The organism is Ligilactobacillus sp. RTP31139st1_D10_RTP31139_211217, from assembly GCF_040226755.1.
GTDB lineage: Bacteria > Bacillota > Bacilli > Lactobacillales > Lactobacillaceae > Ligilactobacillus > Ligilactobacillus animalis.
This window is the reverse complement of the sequence record NZ_JBCOAR010000015.1, coordinates 1-14,626: the sequence shown is the minus strand read 5'-3', so window position 1 is coordinate 14,626 and position 14,626 is coordinate 1. Positions and strand designations below refer to the sequence as shown.

Below are 14,626 nucleotides of genomic sequence, written 5' to 3'. Positions count from 1 at the left end.
TCATCTGATCTGCTAGGCTATCCGTACGGAGCACCCCGCTTTGCTCCACACTCAAAAAATAAAAGGGGGTTTACAATATGATCCAGATCTATAATACTTTGACTAAAGAAAAAGAAGACTTTAAACCGCTTGTCGATGGTAAGGTCAGCATGTATGTCTGCGGGCCAACTGTCTACAATTATATTCATATCGGTAATGCCCGCTCAGCGATCGCTTTTGATACTGTTCGACGCTATCTTGAATATCGTGGCTATGAAGTAAATTATGTTTCTAACTTTACCGACGTTGATGATAAGATCATCAAAGCTAGTCAAGAAACGGGGCTGTCGGTTCAAGAAGTGACAACTAAATTCATTGCAGCCTTTTATGAAGATATCGCTGCTTTGAACATCAAAAAGGCAAGCAAAAATCCGCGGGTCATGGAAAATATGCCCGAGATAATTGATTTTATCGCTGCTTTAGTAGATAAGGGCTATGCCTATGAGGCGCAAGGAGACGTGTATTATCGTGCACGTAAATTTAAAGATTACGGGAAACTTTCGGGGCAATCGATCGATGCCTTAGAACAAGGGGCGAGTGAACGTGTCCAAGCAAGTGACCAAGGCAAAAAAGAAGATCCGTTAGATTTTGCACTTTGGAAGAGTGCTAAACCGGAAGATATCGCGTGGGATTCTCCTTGGGGCCAAGGTCGTCCTGGGTGGCACATCGAATGTTCAGTGATGGCTGGCAAATATCTTGGAAAAACGATCGATATCCATGCTGGCGGTCAAGACTTGGAATTCCCACACCATGAAAATGAGATCGCTCAAAGTGAAGCTAAAAATGGACAAAAATTTGCCAACTATTGGATGCACAATGGTTTTGTGACGATCGGTCAAGACGATGAAAAGATGAGCAAGTCACTAGGCAACTTCGTGACAGTTCATGAATTAGTTAAAGAGATCGATCCACAGATCGTTCGTTTTCTGATGGCAACGACACAATATCGCCATCCGATCCGCTATAGCCAAGCTAATTTAGATGATGCTAAGGCTAACTTGAACAAATTAAAGACAGCTGTTCAAAATGTGCGTTACCGTTTAGAAGATGCCGGTGATGGTGCGCTCGAAGCTGAGGTCCAAGAAAAAGTTGAAGAATTAGTGGTGAAATTCAAAGTAGCGATGGATGATGACTTTAATACGCAAAATGGGATCACAGTGGTCTACGAATTAGCGCGTGAATTAAACATTTATGCAGCTAGAGAAGCGGTCAACCGTGCAACTTTAGAATATCTTTTACAAAATTTTGCAACTTTAGCGGAAATTTTTGGGATCGAGTTTGAAAATGAAGAGCTCGGTGATGAAAAGATCGAAGCATTGATCAAAAAACGGGATGAGGCGCGTGCAAATCGTGATTTTGCTACAAGTGATGAGATCAGAGATACTTTGAAAGAGCAAGGTATCATTTTAGAAGATACCCCACAAGGGACACGCTGGAAGAGAGGGTAAAATGTCAGATTACAAACAAGTAAATGGGATCGCACTTGCTTATATGGGGGATGCGATCTATGAAGTTTATATCAGAAAGCATTTATTAGATGAAGGAATGACCAAACCAACACGTTTGCATCATCGCGCGACGCACTATGTGTCGGCTAAAGCCCAAGCAATGCTGATCAAGAAAATGGAAGAACAAGAACTGTTGACACCAGAAGAACAAGAGTATTTCCGCCGCGGTAGAAATGCGAAGAGTTATACTTCGGCGAAGAACACATCAGTTGTGACTTATCGGATCTCGACTGGTTTTGAAGCTTTGTTCGGTTATCTTTACCTAAGTGGACAGACTGAGCGCCTAGATGAATTGGCAGCTTGGTGCATCAAAACGGTTGAAGCGGAGGGAAAATAATGGCAACAAATGAAGATTTTGTGATCGGACGCCACCCAGCTGTGGCAGCTTTGAAGAGCAAGCAAGCGGTCAATAAAGTGTTTTTACAATCGGGGCTAAAAGCTGATGCCTTAAAAGAAGTGGCTAGTTTAGCCAAGAAAAAAGGTGTGATCGTCAATCAAGTTCCAAAAGCTAAGTTAGATCTATTAGCTGATGGTCAAAACCACCAAGGGGTCGTCTTGGCTGTAGCGGCTTATGAATATGCGAGTTTAGATGATCTATTTGCTAAAGCTCAGGCTAAAGATGAAGATCCATTCTTTATCATCTTAGATGGTATCGAAGACCCGCACAATTTAGGCTCGATCATGCGAACGGCTGATGCTGCGGGAGTCCATGGAATCATTATTCCTAAGCGCCGCGCCGTACAATTGACGTCAACAGTAGCGAAGACTTCAACTGGGGCGATCGAATATGTGCCGGTATGTCGGGTAACGAATCTCGTTCAAACAGTTGAGGAGCTTAAAAAACGTGGCGTTTGGGTCTTTGGAACTGATATGCATGGGACTGATTTTAGAAAATGGAGTGCCAAGGGACCGACTGCTTTGGTGATCGGTAATGAAGGCAAAGGGATCGCCCCATTACTTAAGAAAAATTGTGATGAGATGTTGACGATCCCGATGGTTGGCCATGTTCAAAGTTTAAATGCTAGTGTTGCTGCTAGTCTTTTGATCTATCAAGGCTTTACTTCACGGGGCAATTAACGATGAAGAAGCGAATTTTGATCGTTGATGCCTACAATATGATCGGGCATTGGCCAGAATTAGAGAAGTTGAAAAAGGCTGATCGCCTAGAAGAAGCTCGCGATAAACTATTATATATTCTCTCAGATTACTATAAGCAAAGTAACGCGGAGATCATCGTTGTCTTTGATGCCATGTATGTGCCAGGTTTGTCAAAGAGCTATGAGCAATATGGGATCCAAGTCGTCTGGACCGATGAAGGCCAAACTGCAGATAGCTATATCGAAGCCTTGGCTAAAAAATTGCAGACACGTTTGACCCAAGTTGAAGTGGCGACAAGTGATGGAGCAGAACAATGGACTGTTTTTTCTCAAGGTGCCCTGCGTAAACCAGCTTGGGAATTGTACCAAGATATAAAACGGGCAAAACGCGAAGTCCATGCAGCAGCTAGACAATATCAAGACCAAGCCTTGGTCAGACGCTCACCGTTTAGCGATAAACAATTAAATGCATTAGCTAAATTACGGGATGAGCTCTCTAAATAAATATATGTATTAGAAAAAATCGTATGAAACCAAAAGAATGATGATGTGGTTTTATACGATTTTTATTTTATGGGTGTCCGTCAACCGATATGGATAGACCCGTACGGCACTTCCTACAGAAATGTGGGAAGTGTTTTTTTACGCAAAAAACTGGTATGGAATTTTTATCCATACCAGAAAGTGTACACCTGACAACGGTACAAGAAAATCTGGTTGAAAAGATCACCTATACTCCATTAGGTAAGATCACACCACAAGATCCAAATGGTAACCCAATTCCAGGTGCACCAACACCAGGTTACAACAATGATCCAAAAGACCCAACTAAGGGTGGTATCACACCAGTTCCTGAAATTCCGGGTTACACTCCACGCGTACCAAGCGTTAAGCCAGAAGATCCAGGCAAGGATACACCAGTCGTTTACGAAAAGAATGAAGATCCTAAGAAACCAGATATTTCAAATGAACGTGATCAAAATGCTAAGATCATCTTCCGTGATGTGACAACAGATACGGACTTAGCAACAGAGAAATTCACTGGTAAGTCAGGTTCTAAGATCACATACAGCACAGCTGATAAGATCAAGGAATTGCTTGCTAAAGGTTATGTTCTAGTGAATGACGGTTTCCCAAGTGACGCAGCCTTTAATAGTGACAATGATGTGGATCAAACTTACTATGTAACATTCAAACACGGTGAAGCACCAGTTGGACCAAATGATCCACACGAACCAGGTACACCGATCAACCCTAACGATCCAAATGGACCAAAATGGCCAGCTAAAGACGAATACACCAAGGAATTTACTTCTACAGTGCACTTCGTTGATAAAGACGGCAACAAGTTACGTGATGATGACGTTCAAACATCAACATGGACACGGACATTGATCGTTGACACAGTTACAGGTAAGGTCAAGAACCCAGATGCTGTATGGACAAGTGATACGGGCAACTACAACGATGTTAAAGTTCCTGTGATCGAAGGTTACTATGCTGATAAAGCAAATGTACCAGGTCCTAAGGCTACTCAAGAAAACATCGAAACAAATGTGGTTTACAACGAAATCGGTAAGATCGTTCCAGTTGATCCAGAAGGTAACCCAATTCCGGGTGTACCAACACTTCAATACAAGAACGATCCTAACGATCCAACGAAGGTCGTCGTAACTGATACCCCAGATGTTCCAGGTTACACAACTGATACTGTAAGTGTGACACCAAACATACCAGGTGAAGACACACCAGTTGTCTACAACAAGGTAGAAACACCAAAAGATCCTGAAAAGACACCAGGTCGACCAAGCACACCAGCTCCAGCCCCAACGACCCCAGAGGCTAAACCACAACCAGCTGCTAAGGAACAACCTAAGGCAGACAAGCCTGCTGCTGAACTTCCTCAAATGGGTGACGCAGACAACAATTCTATCGCAGTGCTTGGTGCGGTAATGATCACAAGCTTACTTAGCTTGTTCGGATTTGCCAGCAAAAAGAAAAAAGATGAAGAAAACATCTAATTTCTAGAGCCTGAAAAAGAGGAGAATTTTCTTCTCTTTTTCAGTACATAGAGTGTGGGGACTTACGGAGGATCCACTTTTAAAGTTGTATAAATAACGAGGTCCCCCTTGCGATGTAAATATATCGCAAGGGGGACCTCGTTTTGATATTGATTTTGATCAGTCGACTAAAGTAGCTGATTGCTGATAATGCTTAGGCGTTTTACCGACGATCTTTTTAAAGACCCTAGAGAAGTGAGATGCATCTGCAAAACCAAGGGTATAAGCTGCTTCATTGGTTGTAACATTTGACTTGAGCATGAGTTTTGCTTCTTCGATTTTACGATCGATGATGTAATCTTGGGCCGTTGAACCTAATTCAGTCTTAAAGAGTGTTCGCAGTTTAGATTCACTGATGTTAAAATAACTCGCTAACTCTTTGACTTTCAAAGGTCGATACATATTAGTGTTGATATATTGAATGATCGAAGTTGTAAGTGGCGATAGGTGTAAGGTGATGACCTTATTTACTTCGCTGGTGTAATACACGATCGCCGAATCACGGACTTGCAAGATCTCATCTAAAGTATTGCTTAGTTCAGTCTTTTTGATGAAAAGATCACGACTACCATAAGCAGTGATGATATCCATCCCTAATTCGATCCCAGCCTGAGAGAGTTTTTCAAAGACCACGATCGAATAATTTTTTTCTGAACGTAAGGTATCGCCTGTAACTGCAGGGATGACCCCATTGCTTAGCTTGAAGACCATATCGCGTAATTTGTTGACATCACCACTGCGCACATAGTCTAAGATCTTATGTTCATAGAGATAGAGATACATATTTGAATCGAAGTTTTGAGAAACTAAATATTCGATCCGTTCATCGGTGATCTCAGCTGAATATTTCTTTGTTTCAAGGTGGATCTTATCAGACATTAGATCTTTTATCTCACCGGAAAAGAAGTAGTGGACCATGATCAAAATATCACGCAGCTCACTAGTTGAAAATAACGGTAGGTCATTTAAATAACTATAGAGGATCTCTTGATCTTTAGCGCTGATCTTTAAATCTTTCATTCCCTTATAGAAGAAGGTTTTATCAACGATATTGCATTTGAAGGGACCAAATAGGATATGAAAATTCTCAAAATTATAGAGTAAAAACATGTCGTTTAGTTCCCCACTGATGAAGCTGAACAACTCGTGTGAGTTCAAAGCTTCTTTTAGAATATTTTCATAGTCGTTAAAGAGCACCGTTGTCTGATTGGAACGATACTCTTCGATGATCTCTAAATTTTCGTCAAAGACAATAATTGGAAGTCTGAGACAAATATGCAGAGATTTGATCATTTTTAGCCTTTTCATATAAATCGTGACCTCTTTACATATATAAATTAAAATTGATATATAGAGATTTTAATAATTGGCTAATCCAATTAACATTATAACTTTTTTTCGTTTAATCTAGTTAACAAATTCAACGATTTTGCAATTTTTATTGAAAAATACAATTATTTAGATAAAAAATATGACGTTTTTTACAATTCTTGTTGAATTATTCATTCTCGAAAAATTCAACAAAGACTATACATCATTAATGTTCAAAAATTTAATGTTTATTTAAAGGAGAGAAATAAGGACAAATGGTCTCAAAAAATAATCGAGATCTGTATTTGAGAAGATCCGCCAACAAGGTCTCCAAATATACGATCAAAAAGCTTAGTGTAGGTGTAACTTCTGTTTTAGTAGGTACGACTTTTTTCATCGGTTCTACTAGTCAAGCAAATGATTCAGAACAAGAAACAACGCAACAGTCTGACACAGCAGTTAAAGCTTCCGATACAAGTAGTACTAATGATTCTTCCCGACTCAAAGTTCAAGAAGCTAGCCAAGATCAAGCATCAACTTCCACCACAGATGCCGATCAAGCGCAAGCAGCTGGAAATGCTACAAGTACTCAAGCATCGACTTCCACAACTTCCACCAACGATGCCCAAGATTCCTCCGCAGATGAAATCAACCAGACAAATACGCAGGTAGAAAACAATAAACAAGAAGCGACAACCGCTGATCAAGCTGAATCAAATAATGATTCGGTATTATCCAATAATAATGTAGCAAATTCGGCTGAAAGTCAAGCAAAAGCCAATGAAGAAACCGCTGCAACACCTCAAGATACAGCAGGTTTCCGACGTGCTAATGTCGATACTTCAGCCTGTGCTTTAGCTGCTAATACAGACAATACGATCGCTGATGTTTCTAGTTGGCAAGAATTGATCAGCGCTATGGTATTCTAATTACCAAACGATCAATGTTAATGGCGCGATCACGGCTTCCAGCAATGGAAATATCGGAAGCAATGGTCATAACGTTACGGTACAGGTCAATCACGTAATGCTGGCCCAAGTAAAGTTGAATTGGGTGAAAACTCGACCTTTAACTTTACTGGTCGTGACGGGATCATCTTAGGCAATAACTCAAGCTTTGTCTCAGGTGAATATTCTAAGGTCCACTTCCAAAACAAAGGTCGTGGGGGCGCTTTAGACTTGGCAAACGATTCTAACATTACGATCTCTAAACATTCAGATACTTTATTTGAATCAAACGGTAAAACTGGTACATTTGGTTCTTACGATGGTTACAATTACATCGGGGTCAATGAAGGCGGGAATATCTTAATTGATGAATTTGCCACTTTCCGTGTTATCTTGACTAACCGTGGCGATAACCCTTGGGATGACGTGATCTCACTTGATTCACGTGGTAGCAATACTTCAGCTAGCTTTGTTTCTAAAAAAGGTGCGATCATCGATATTCGCGATGATAACACAAACTTCTATGCTGAATTGATCTCTTTCCCATTGGGGCTGCTGACTCTAAGATCGATATTCAAGATCCATTGTATATCAACTTACAATGTTATTCAGCTGGTGGTGCGATCACTGGTCGGCAGATCGCTGAGGGTGTCAATACTAAGACAGCTTACGATGCGGTAAATACACCAAAGATCGATGGTTATGAAGCACAGATCAAATCAACAAATGCCAATGGTGTAACAGTTGGTAGTGCGGCTGATACAGTCAAGGCTAACTTAGACATTCCTGATGAGATCGTTAAAGATGTCAAAGTTCCTGTGAACACAGGTTACTATGCTGATAAGGCAAATGTTCCAGGTTACACAACAAGTATCGTGAGTGTGACCCCAGGTGTTCCAGGTGAAGATACACCAGTTGAAGTTCCAACAACGCCAGCACTAGCTAAAGAAGCCCCACAAGCTGCTGCTGAATTACCACAAATGGGTGATGCAAATGAAACAACGATGGCTGCGGTCGGTGCCGCAATTGTTGCAGCTACTTTAGGCTTAGTTGGCTTTGGTGTTAAAAAGAAGGATGAAAAAAACTTCTAAATTTTTAAGTGAATAGAATACAAGAAAGAAGGAATTATTCTCCTTCTTTTTTGTTTTGAACAAGATATTTCTAGGCTGATGTAGTAGTCAGCGTATGCTGATTTTAGTATAATTAAGTATATGAGAATAGAATAAAAATTTTGTTATTAAACTGGGGGCAAAATAAATGAAGCTAGTACCATTATGGCTCGAACGATAAAAAAGAAAGGATAAGAAAAATGTCGGCAGAAAAAATCGTTATTGTGGGAGCTAACCATGCTGGGTTGGCGGTTGCTCGGAATTTAATGGATAGTGGAAAAGAATTTGAGATCACTATGATCGATAAGAGTGATAATTTAGGCTATCTTAGTTGTGGTACACCATTACTTTTATCAAACGAGATCAATTCTTATCGAAATTTCTTCTATGTCGATAATGAAACTTTACGCAAGCAGCTTGCAGCCCTTTACACAGAAGCACTTGTCGAATCGATCGATTTTAGGAACAAAAAAGTGATCTTTAGGGATAAACAAGGATTACAAGGAGTCAAGTATGATAAGCTAGTTTTAGCAACGGGGGCGTCACAAGTTAGTCTAGGGATCAATGGTAATGATCTACGTGGGATCTATCGTATCAAGAATTTAAATGAGGGACTCGAAGTAAATCAGCGTTTGGATCTGAATAATGTCAAAAATGTTGCGATCATCGGTGGTGGCTATATCGGGATCGAAGTGGCTGAAGCGATCCAAAAACGTGGAAAGCATGTAACGATCTATGATGCCAACCCGCATTTAATGATGTCGCACTATGATGAACCATTTGGCCGCCTAGTCGAAGAACGCTTGCGTGAAAAAGGGATCGATCTATGTTTAGAAGAAGAGGTCCAAAGCTATGTCGGTAAATCTGGTCGGATCGATCAGATCATTACTGACCGTGGGAAATACTCGACTGATATGGCCATTTTGACGATGGGATTCTTACCAAATACTTCCCTAGGACGTTTCCATTTAGAGCTATACACTAATGGTGCCTATATTGTAAATGAGTATCAACAGACTTCTGATCCAGATATCTACGCGGTAGGCGATTGTTCGACCTCGTATTCAAATATCCTAAAAGAATTAGTCGTTAACTTTTCAGTCTCGGATGCCTTGCGGGGGGCCTATGTTGCAGCCAAAAATATTGCGGGGGAAAATATTTCCTCAAGTGGGACCCAAGCTTCAAATGCGGTGCGGGTCTACGGGTTGAATCTATTTTCAACGGGTGTGACAGTCAATGAAGCCATCCGTTATAGTATCCCCCATGAATACGTTGACTATGAGACTTGGCAAAGACCAAAATTCATGCTTGAAAATAGCAAGATCAAATTGCGTTTGGTCTACCATAAAGAAGATCATCGCCTTTTAGGAGCCCAGATCGCAAGCCGGTCAGATCAAGCGGGTACACTGCATATGCTTTCACTTGCGATCCAAAAAGAGGTCACAGTAGATGAATTAAAGGTCTCTGACTTCTTCTTTTATCCATACTTTAACCAACCTGAGAATTTTGTGACAGAAGCAACACGACATGTAAGTAAGAAACGAGGCAAAGCAGATGACAAATGAGATGAATGAACAAAAAGTAGCCAAATTTCTAGATGCATTAGATGAGTTTGTGGCAGATGTTACTGATCAAGCTAAAGCGTTGCGCTTTTATACTTGTTTGGGCAATGTGAAGCTCTATGTTATCTTGGAATACGGCTATCCTAAGACAAAAGAAAATGATGGTAAAAAAGAGCTTTTAGTCTATACGACAGAACCGACTAAGCTCCTTGAAAACTCAGGGTTAAGCACGGTCGCTTTAGGACTCGAACGGCTAGCTCAAGAATTAAAAACGCTTGGAGCAGCGGGAATGTTAGTTGATGAAGGTGAACGTGATGTCATCATTCCAGCTGAGAATGTTTTTCAGGTCCAAGCTTTAAAGAAGAAGACAGCTGACTTTAAATTAAAGACAATGCCCGAACAGCTTTCTTTGACGTTGGAAAATGAGATCAGACGGGTAGTCAAGACAAAACCTGATGTTCTCAGTGCTTGGCTATTGGGGATCTTATTACCAGGAAAGAGTGACTATGAATATATGGTGACCCTAGAATATGCCTCTACTGTAGCTAGTGCTGAAAAAGAGCGTTTAGCGCAACAGATCGCAGCTCAAGTGACTCCATTACTACCAGATGGGACCGAGCTTTTGATTGGAACGACCGCTGAATTGGCGGGTGAGCGAGCTAAGCGTGACTTTGCACCGTTTTATATCAAGTTGAATTTTTAGTGAGGTGGCTAAATACTAATGAAAAAATTTTTAAAGTATTGTTTGATCGTAGTCTTGCTTGTTGTAGGATTGGCGCTTATCTTTAACCAACAGATCAAAAATGCCTTAGTCAACCATATGACTAATTCAGCTGTCAGCACGACAGTTGTTAAAGCTGATCAAAACTCCAAAAAGGCAAATTTTAACTTTAAAAAGATCAAAGCTGTCGATAATCAAATGGTCGTTAGTGCGGCCACGAGTGCTAAAAATGATGCCATCGGGAAGATCGCTATGCCAAGTGTAGGGTTAAAATTACCGATCTTTGAAGGCTTGAACAATGAAGATCTGGTACGTGGTGCGGGAACGATGAAGCAAGGCGAACAAATGGGGGCAGAAGGCAACTATGCCTTAGCTGGGCACCATATGAAAGATGCCAAATTACTTTTTGGTCCGCTAGCTGATGCCAAGCTGGGAGACAAGATCTATGTGACCGATGAAAAGAAAGTATATGTTTACACGACTACTGTTAAAACAGTTGTTAACAAGAGTGAAGTTCAATATATTTATGATGAACCGGGCAAAAAGATGATAACTTTGGTGACCTGTGCTTCGGGTGATGATGGCGAAGTCGATCGTACGATCATTCAAGGTGAATTAGCTGAAGTTTTGGATGCAACAAAGGAAAATCTTAAGTATTTCAACTAATTGACAGCAACTTACTTTACTGATAGAGTTATACTGATAAAGATCTAAGGAGTAAAAGAATGTCGAAGAAAAAAGTGGCACTTGCTTGCTCAGAATGTGGTTCACGAAACTATTCGATCACCGAAAATGTTAACCGCGCAGAACGCTTAGAAGTTAAAAAGTTTTGCAAGTACTGTGGCAAACATACGATCCATCGTGAAACCAAGTAGTTCATGGAGGCGTAATATAGATGAAATTCATTAAAAGTGTTATCAAAACAATGAAGGATACGACTTGGTTAACAGCTAAGGAGACCAGACGTGATACGACCACAGTAGTAGTCATGTCATTAGCATTTGCAGTCTTCTTTGGTTTAGTTGATTATGCGGCTCAAGCTGTGATCAATTTGTTAGTCTAGTTTTTAAAGGGCTGGTATTACCGGCCTTTTTTTGTTACAATTAAGTAAGGACAGGACCTTCGAACGCATTCGGGGGTTTTTATTTTGCAGTTAAATGATAAGTATAATTAAGGAGAAAAACATGGCAGAATCATTTGAAAAGAAATGGTATGTATTACATACATACGCAGGTTATGAAAATAAAGTCAAAACTAACTTGGAATCACGGGCACAATCAATGGGGATGGAAGACTATATTTTCCGCGTAGTCGTTCCAGAAGAAGAAAAAGTTGAAACAACTAAGACCGGTAAGGAAAAAGTTGAAACTTTGAAAACTTTCCCAGGTTATGTGCTAGTTGAAATGGTGATGACTGACCAATCATGGTACGTTGTACGTAACACACCAGGCGTAACAGGCTTTGTTGGGTCACACGGTGCTGGTAGTAAGCCAGCTCCATTGCTTGATGAAGAGATCGATCACATCTTGAACCAACTTCAAGGTAGTGAACATCAAGCTGATTTTGATGCTGAAGTAGGCGATGCAGTGACGATCATCGAAGGTGCGTTTGCAAGCATGGTCGGTAAGATCACTGAGATCAATGCTGAAAAGTCAAAAGTCAAAGTTATGATCGATATGTTTGGCCGTGAAACAATGGCCGAATTGGACTTTGACCAAGTTGAGCGTTTAGTTTAGGATCTAGGACTACAGTTATAATTACTGTAGTCTTTTTTCAAAATGGGGTGAATGCGAGATGCTTAAAGATGCTAATAAATTGGTCCAGACAACAGTTATAGCGGCGGGCGGTCTAGCTTTGGGAGCGGCGCTTGAGTGGTATAAATTAGCTGAACCGAGTAAAAATCGAGAAGTGACGCTTCAAAATCAGATCCCAACATTATTTATTCACGGCTATGCTGGGACCCGCTTGTCCTCAGGCTTGATGATCAAACGGTTCGAACACTATGGGTGGGGGCAAAAAAGTACAGTGATCGTGGTAAAAGCCGATGGCCGTTTAAAGATCAAGGGCGACCCTAGTATCCCTGGTGGTTTTATCCAAGTATTATTTGATAAAAATCGGATGTCGATCATTCATCAGACTGACTGGTTATGGCGTTTGATGAGTTATTTGAAAAATAACTATGGCATCGAAAAGATAAATATCATTGCTCATTCGATGGGAGGCGTGACCGTTTTGAACTTTTTGAGCAAGTTTGGGATCTCGGATCGTGTTCCACATGTGGAAAAAGTCGTGACTTTAGGTGTGCCTTTCAACGATACTGAAGTCGGCAAGGATGGTAAGGAGATCGAATATCGCCCGTTGACTCAGTACGGGCCGCTTACGATGGCACCGCTATTTAGTAAGATCAAAAAGCATCGTTATATCATTTCACCCGATACGAAATTTTTGAATATCGCGGGTGATCTGGAAAATGGGACGGCTTCAGATGGTTCGGTCTCTTTAGATTCAGTCTTGAGTTTGCGCTATTTGTTACCACGCCAAGTCTACCATGAAGTGATCGTGAAGGATAAAAAGGCATCGCATTCACGTCTCCATGAAAATCGTCAAGTCGATAAGATGATCGGCCAATTTTTATTTGGTAAGCAAGCTTTACAGGCATTTGCGGATAAGTAGATCTCAGTTCAGAAAAAATTTCGGGCAAAATATTGTTTTTTGAAAAAAAGCGTGTTATATTTTATAAGTATGCTTTTAGCATATTGAAGTGGGAGGTCAAATATGCTGACCATCCGTACCACACACGGAATAAGGAGGAATGACCCGTGGCAAAAAACGTAATCAACGTTGTTAAATTACAAATTCCTGCTGGTAAAGCAACTCCAGCTCCACCAGTAGGCCCTGCTTTAGGTCAAGCAGGTATCAACATCATGGGATTCACAAAAGAATTTAACGCTCGTACAGCTGACCAAGCTGGTATGATCATCCCAGTTGTTATCAGTGTTTATGAAGATCGTTCATTTGACTTCATTACAAAGACACCGCCTGCTGCAGTTTTACTTAAGAAAGCTGCTGGTGTAGAAAAAGGCTCCGGCGAACCTAACACAAACAAAGTTGCTACAGTTACAAAAGCACAAGTTAAGGAAATCGCTGAATCAAAAATGCAAGATCTAAACGCTGCAGACGTAGAAGCTGCTATGCGCATGATTGAAGGTACTGCACGAAGCATGGGCTTTGTTGTAGAAGACTAATTTTCTACGGCCATGCTTCTCAGACGGACACTTCTGTGAAAGCAGATCTGTCAAGTGGGAGGTATATCCGATAGACCACATTTTGCAAGGAGGAACTCACTAATGGCTAAAAAGAAAAGCAAGAAATATTTAGAAGCTGCTAAAAAAGTCGAAGCAGACAAAGCTTACACAGCTAACGAAGCAGTTGCTTTGGTTAAAGAAATCGACTTTGCAAACTTCGACGCAACAGTTGAAGTTGCATTTAACTTAAACTTAGATACAAAACAAGTAGACCAACAATTACGTGGTGCTTTAGTTTTACCAAACGGTACAGGTAAAGAACAAACAGTTGTTGTCTTTGCTAAAGGTCCTAAAGCTCAAGAAGCTAAGGATGCAGGTGCAGACGTTGTCGGTGACGATGACTTAGTTGCACGTATCCAAGATGGCTGGTTGGACTTTGACGTTGCGATTGCAACACCAGACATGATGGCACAAGTTGGTCGTTTAGGTCGTGTACTTGGACCTAAAGGCTTAATGCCAAACCCTAAGACTGGTACAGTTACAATGGACGTTGCTAAAGCTGTTTCTGACGCTAAGAGCGGTCAAGTAACATACCGTACAGACCGTGACGGTAACGTACACGTGCCAGTTGGTAAAGTATCATTTGACGAAGCTGCTTTAGTTGGCAACTTCCAAGCAATCTACGATACAATTGCTAAATTACGTCCAGCTGCTGTTAAAGGAACATACATCAAGCATGTTTCCTTGGCATCAACATTTGGACCAAGTGTTACACTTGACACAAACTCATTATAAGAATAAGTTTGTCGCTTAAAAGCCGTGGTCGATTGACTGCGGCTTTTTTTGTTGCAAGCTAGGTGTCAAAAGGTATATAGTTTAGCATAAGATGAGCTGGATATGTGATCAAGGTCAATGAGGAGTGGTTAACTGTTACCAAAAACATAGAATAGTGTAGAAAAATTTGTTATAACAAACCATGGAAAGAAGTAAAAATGTGGGTGGTTATTATGACAATGTTAAAACCGAA

The 14,626-nt window shown here is 40.8% G+C and carries 18 protein-coding genes; 17 read left to right on the top strand and 1 reads right to left on the bottom strand.

The annotated features are described in order from the left end of the window. The first annotated feature begins 77 nt into the window (after window positions 1–77). The 5 genes from cysS to ABT996_RS08680 all read left to right on the top strand — a co-directional run bounded on the left by cysS (window position 78) and on the right by ABT996_RS08680 (window position 4,665). Window positions 78–1,487: a cysteine--tRNA ligase gene (cysS, locus tag ABT996_RS08700; RefSeq protein ID WP_035448494.1), complete on the top strand. Its 1,410-nt coding sequence runs from the start codon at window positions 78–80 to the stop codon at window positions 1,485–1,487. A 1-nt stretch (window position 1,488) separates the two neighbouring features. Continuing rightward, window positions 1,489–1,884 carry a Mini-ribonuclease 3 gene (locus tag ABT996_RS08695; protein WP_005917892.1) on the top strand — a complete coding sequence of 132 codons (396 nt, stop codon included), beginning with the start codon at window positions 1,489–1,491 and terminating at the stop codon, window positions 1,882–1,884. Next, window positions 1,884–2,624 carry a 23S rRNA (guanosine(2251)-2'-O)-methyltransferase RlmB gene (gene rlmB / locus ABT996_RS08690; protein ID WP_010688525.1) on the top strand — a complete coding sequence of 247 codons (741 nt, stop codon included), beginning with the start codon at window positions 1,884–1,886 and terminating at the stop codon, window positions 2,622–2,624. Before ABT996_RS08695 ends, rlmB begins: the two co-directional genes overlap by 1 nt. A 2-nt stretch (window positions 2,625–2,626) precedes the next feature. Beyond that, on the top strand, window positions 2,627–3,148 hold the full coding sequence (locus ABT996_RS08685; RefSeq protein WP_010688524.1) for an NYN domain-containing protein: 522 nt from the start codon (window positions 2,627–2,629) through the stop codon (window positions 3,146–3,148). 155 nt (window positions 3,149–3,303) lie between these two features. Beyond that, entirely contained in the window at window positions 3,304–4,665 is a 1,362-nt protein-coding gene (locus ABT996_RS08680; RefSeq protein ID WP_052006365.1) for a mucin-binding protein, read from the top strand. Window positions 4,666–4,824: 159 nt separating this feature from the next. Here the strand turns inward: ABT996_RS08680 and ABT996_RS08675 are convergent, their stop codons facing one another. After that, the gene (locus tag ABT996_RS08675) at window positions 4,825–6,012 is read right to left on the bottom strand and encodes a YSIRK-targeted surface antigen transcriptional regulator (protein ID WP_005919016.1); all 1,188 of its coding nucleotides are present in this window, start codon (window positions 6,010–6,012) and stop codon (window positions 4,825–4,827) included. A 278-nt stretch (window positions 6,013–6,290) separates the two neighbouring features. Between ABT996_RS08675 and ABT996_RS08670 the strand changes: the two genes are divergently transcribed. The 12 genes from ABT996_RS08670 (at window position 6,291) to rplA (ending at window position 14,394) form a co-directional block, all read left to right on the top strand. Beyond that, on the top strand, window positions 6,291–6,944 hold the full coding sequence (locus ABT996_RS08670; RefSeq protein ID WP_035448492.1) for a YSIRK-type signal peptide-containing protein: 654 nt from the start codon (window positions 6,291–6,293) through the stop codon (window positions 6,942–6,944). 120 nt (window positions 6,945–7,064) lie between these two features. Continuing rightward, window positions 7,065–7,643, top strand: a complete 579-nt coding sequence (locus ABT996_RS08665; protein ID WP_225361431.1) for a hypothetical protein — start codon at window positions 7,065–7,067, stop codon at window positions 7,641–7,643. After that, window positions 7,547–8,053, top strand: coding sequence for a hypothetical protein (locus ABT996_RS08660; RefSeq protein WP_035448490.1), 507 nt, complete (start codon window positions 7,547–7,549; stop codon window positions 8,051–8,053). Before ABT996_RS08665 ends, ABT996_RS08660 begins: the two co-directional genes overlap by 97 nt. 218 nt (window positions 8,054–8,271) lie before the next feature. Continuing rightward, window positions 8,272–9,636, top strand: coding sequence for an FAD-dependent oxidoreductase (locus tag ABT996_RS08655; RefSeq protein WP_035448489.1), 1,365 nt, complete (start codon window positions 8,272–8,274; stop codon window positions 9,634–9,636). Beyond that, window positions 9,626–10,336 (top strand): enhanced serine sensitivity protein SseB C-terminal domain-containing protein, encoded by a 711-nt coding sequence (locus ABT996_RS08650; protein ID WP_035448487.1) that lies wholly within the window; start codon window positions 9,626–9,628, stop codon window positions 10,334–10,336. The genes ABT996_RS08655 and ABT996_RS08650 overlap by 11 nt, the downstream gene beginning before the upstream one ends. Window positions 10,337–10,354: 18 nt before the next feature. Next, window positions 10,355–11,020, top strand: a complete 666-nt coding sequence (locus ABT996_RS08645; protein ID WP_005918837.1) for a class A sortase — start codon at window positions 10,355–10,357, stop codon at window positions 11,018–11,020. 59 nt (window positions 11,021–11,079) lie between these two features. Then, window positions 11,080–11,229 (top strand): 50S ribosomal protein L33, encoded by a 150-nt coding sequence (gene rpmG / locus ABT996_RS08640; RefSeq protein WP_005918839.1) that lies wholly within the window; start codon window positions 11,080–11,082, stop codon window positions 11,227–11,229. 20 nt (window positions 11,230–11,249) lie between these two features. Beyond that, complete coding sequence (gene secE, locus ABT996_RS08635) at window positions 11,250–11,417, top strand: preprotein translocase subunit SecE (RefSeq protein WP_004051387.1); 168 nt, start codon at window positions 11,250–11,252, stop codon at window positions 11,415–11,417. A 121-nt stretch (window positions 11,418–11,538) separates the two neighbouring features. Next, window positions 11,539–12,090 (top strand): transcription termination/antitermination protein NusG, encoded by a 552-nt coding sequence (gene nusG / locus ABT996_RS08630; RefSeq protein ID WP_035448485.1) that lies wholly within the window; start codon window positions 11,539–11,541, stop codon window positions 12,088–12,090. A gap of 58 nt (window positions 12,091–12,148) precedes the next feature. Continuing rightward, window positions 12,149–13,027, top strand: a complete 879-nt coding sequence (locus tag ABT996_RS08625; RefSeq protein ID WP_010688515.1) for an alpha/beta fold hydrolase — start codon at window positions 12,149–12,151, stop codon at window positions 13,025–13,027. Between the two features lie 146 nt (window positions 13,028–13,173). Beyond that, window positions 13,174–13,599: a 50S ribosomal protein L11 gene (rplK, locus tag ABT996_RS08620; protein WP_004051392.1), complete on the top strand. Its 426-nt coding sequence runs from the start codon at window positions 13,174–13,176 to the stop codon at window positions 13,597–13,599. A gap of 102 nt (window positions 13,600–13,701) precedes the next feature. After that, on the top strand, window positions 13,702–14,394 hold the full coding sequence (gene rplA, locus ABT996_RS08615) for a 50S ribosomal protein L1 (protein WP_035448482.1): 693 nt from the start codon (window positions 13,702–13,704) through the stop codon (window positions 14,392–14,394). Window positions 14,395–14,626: the final 232 nt, after the last annotated feature.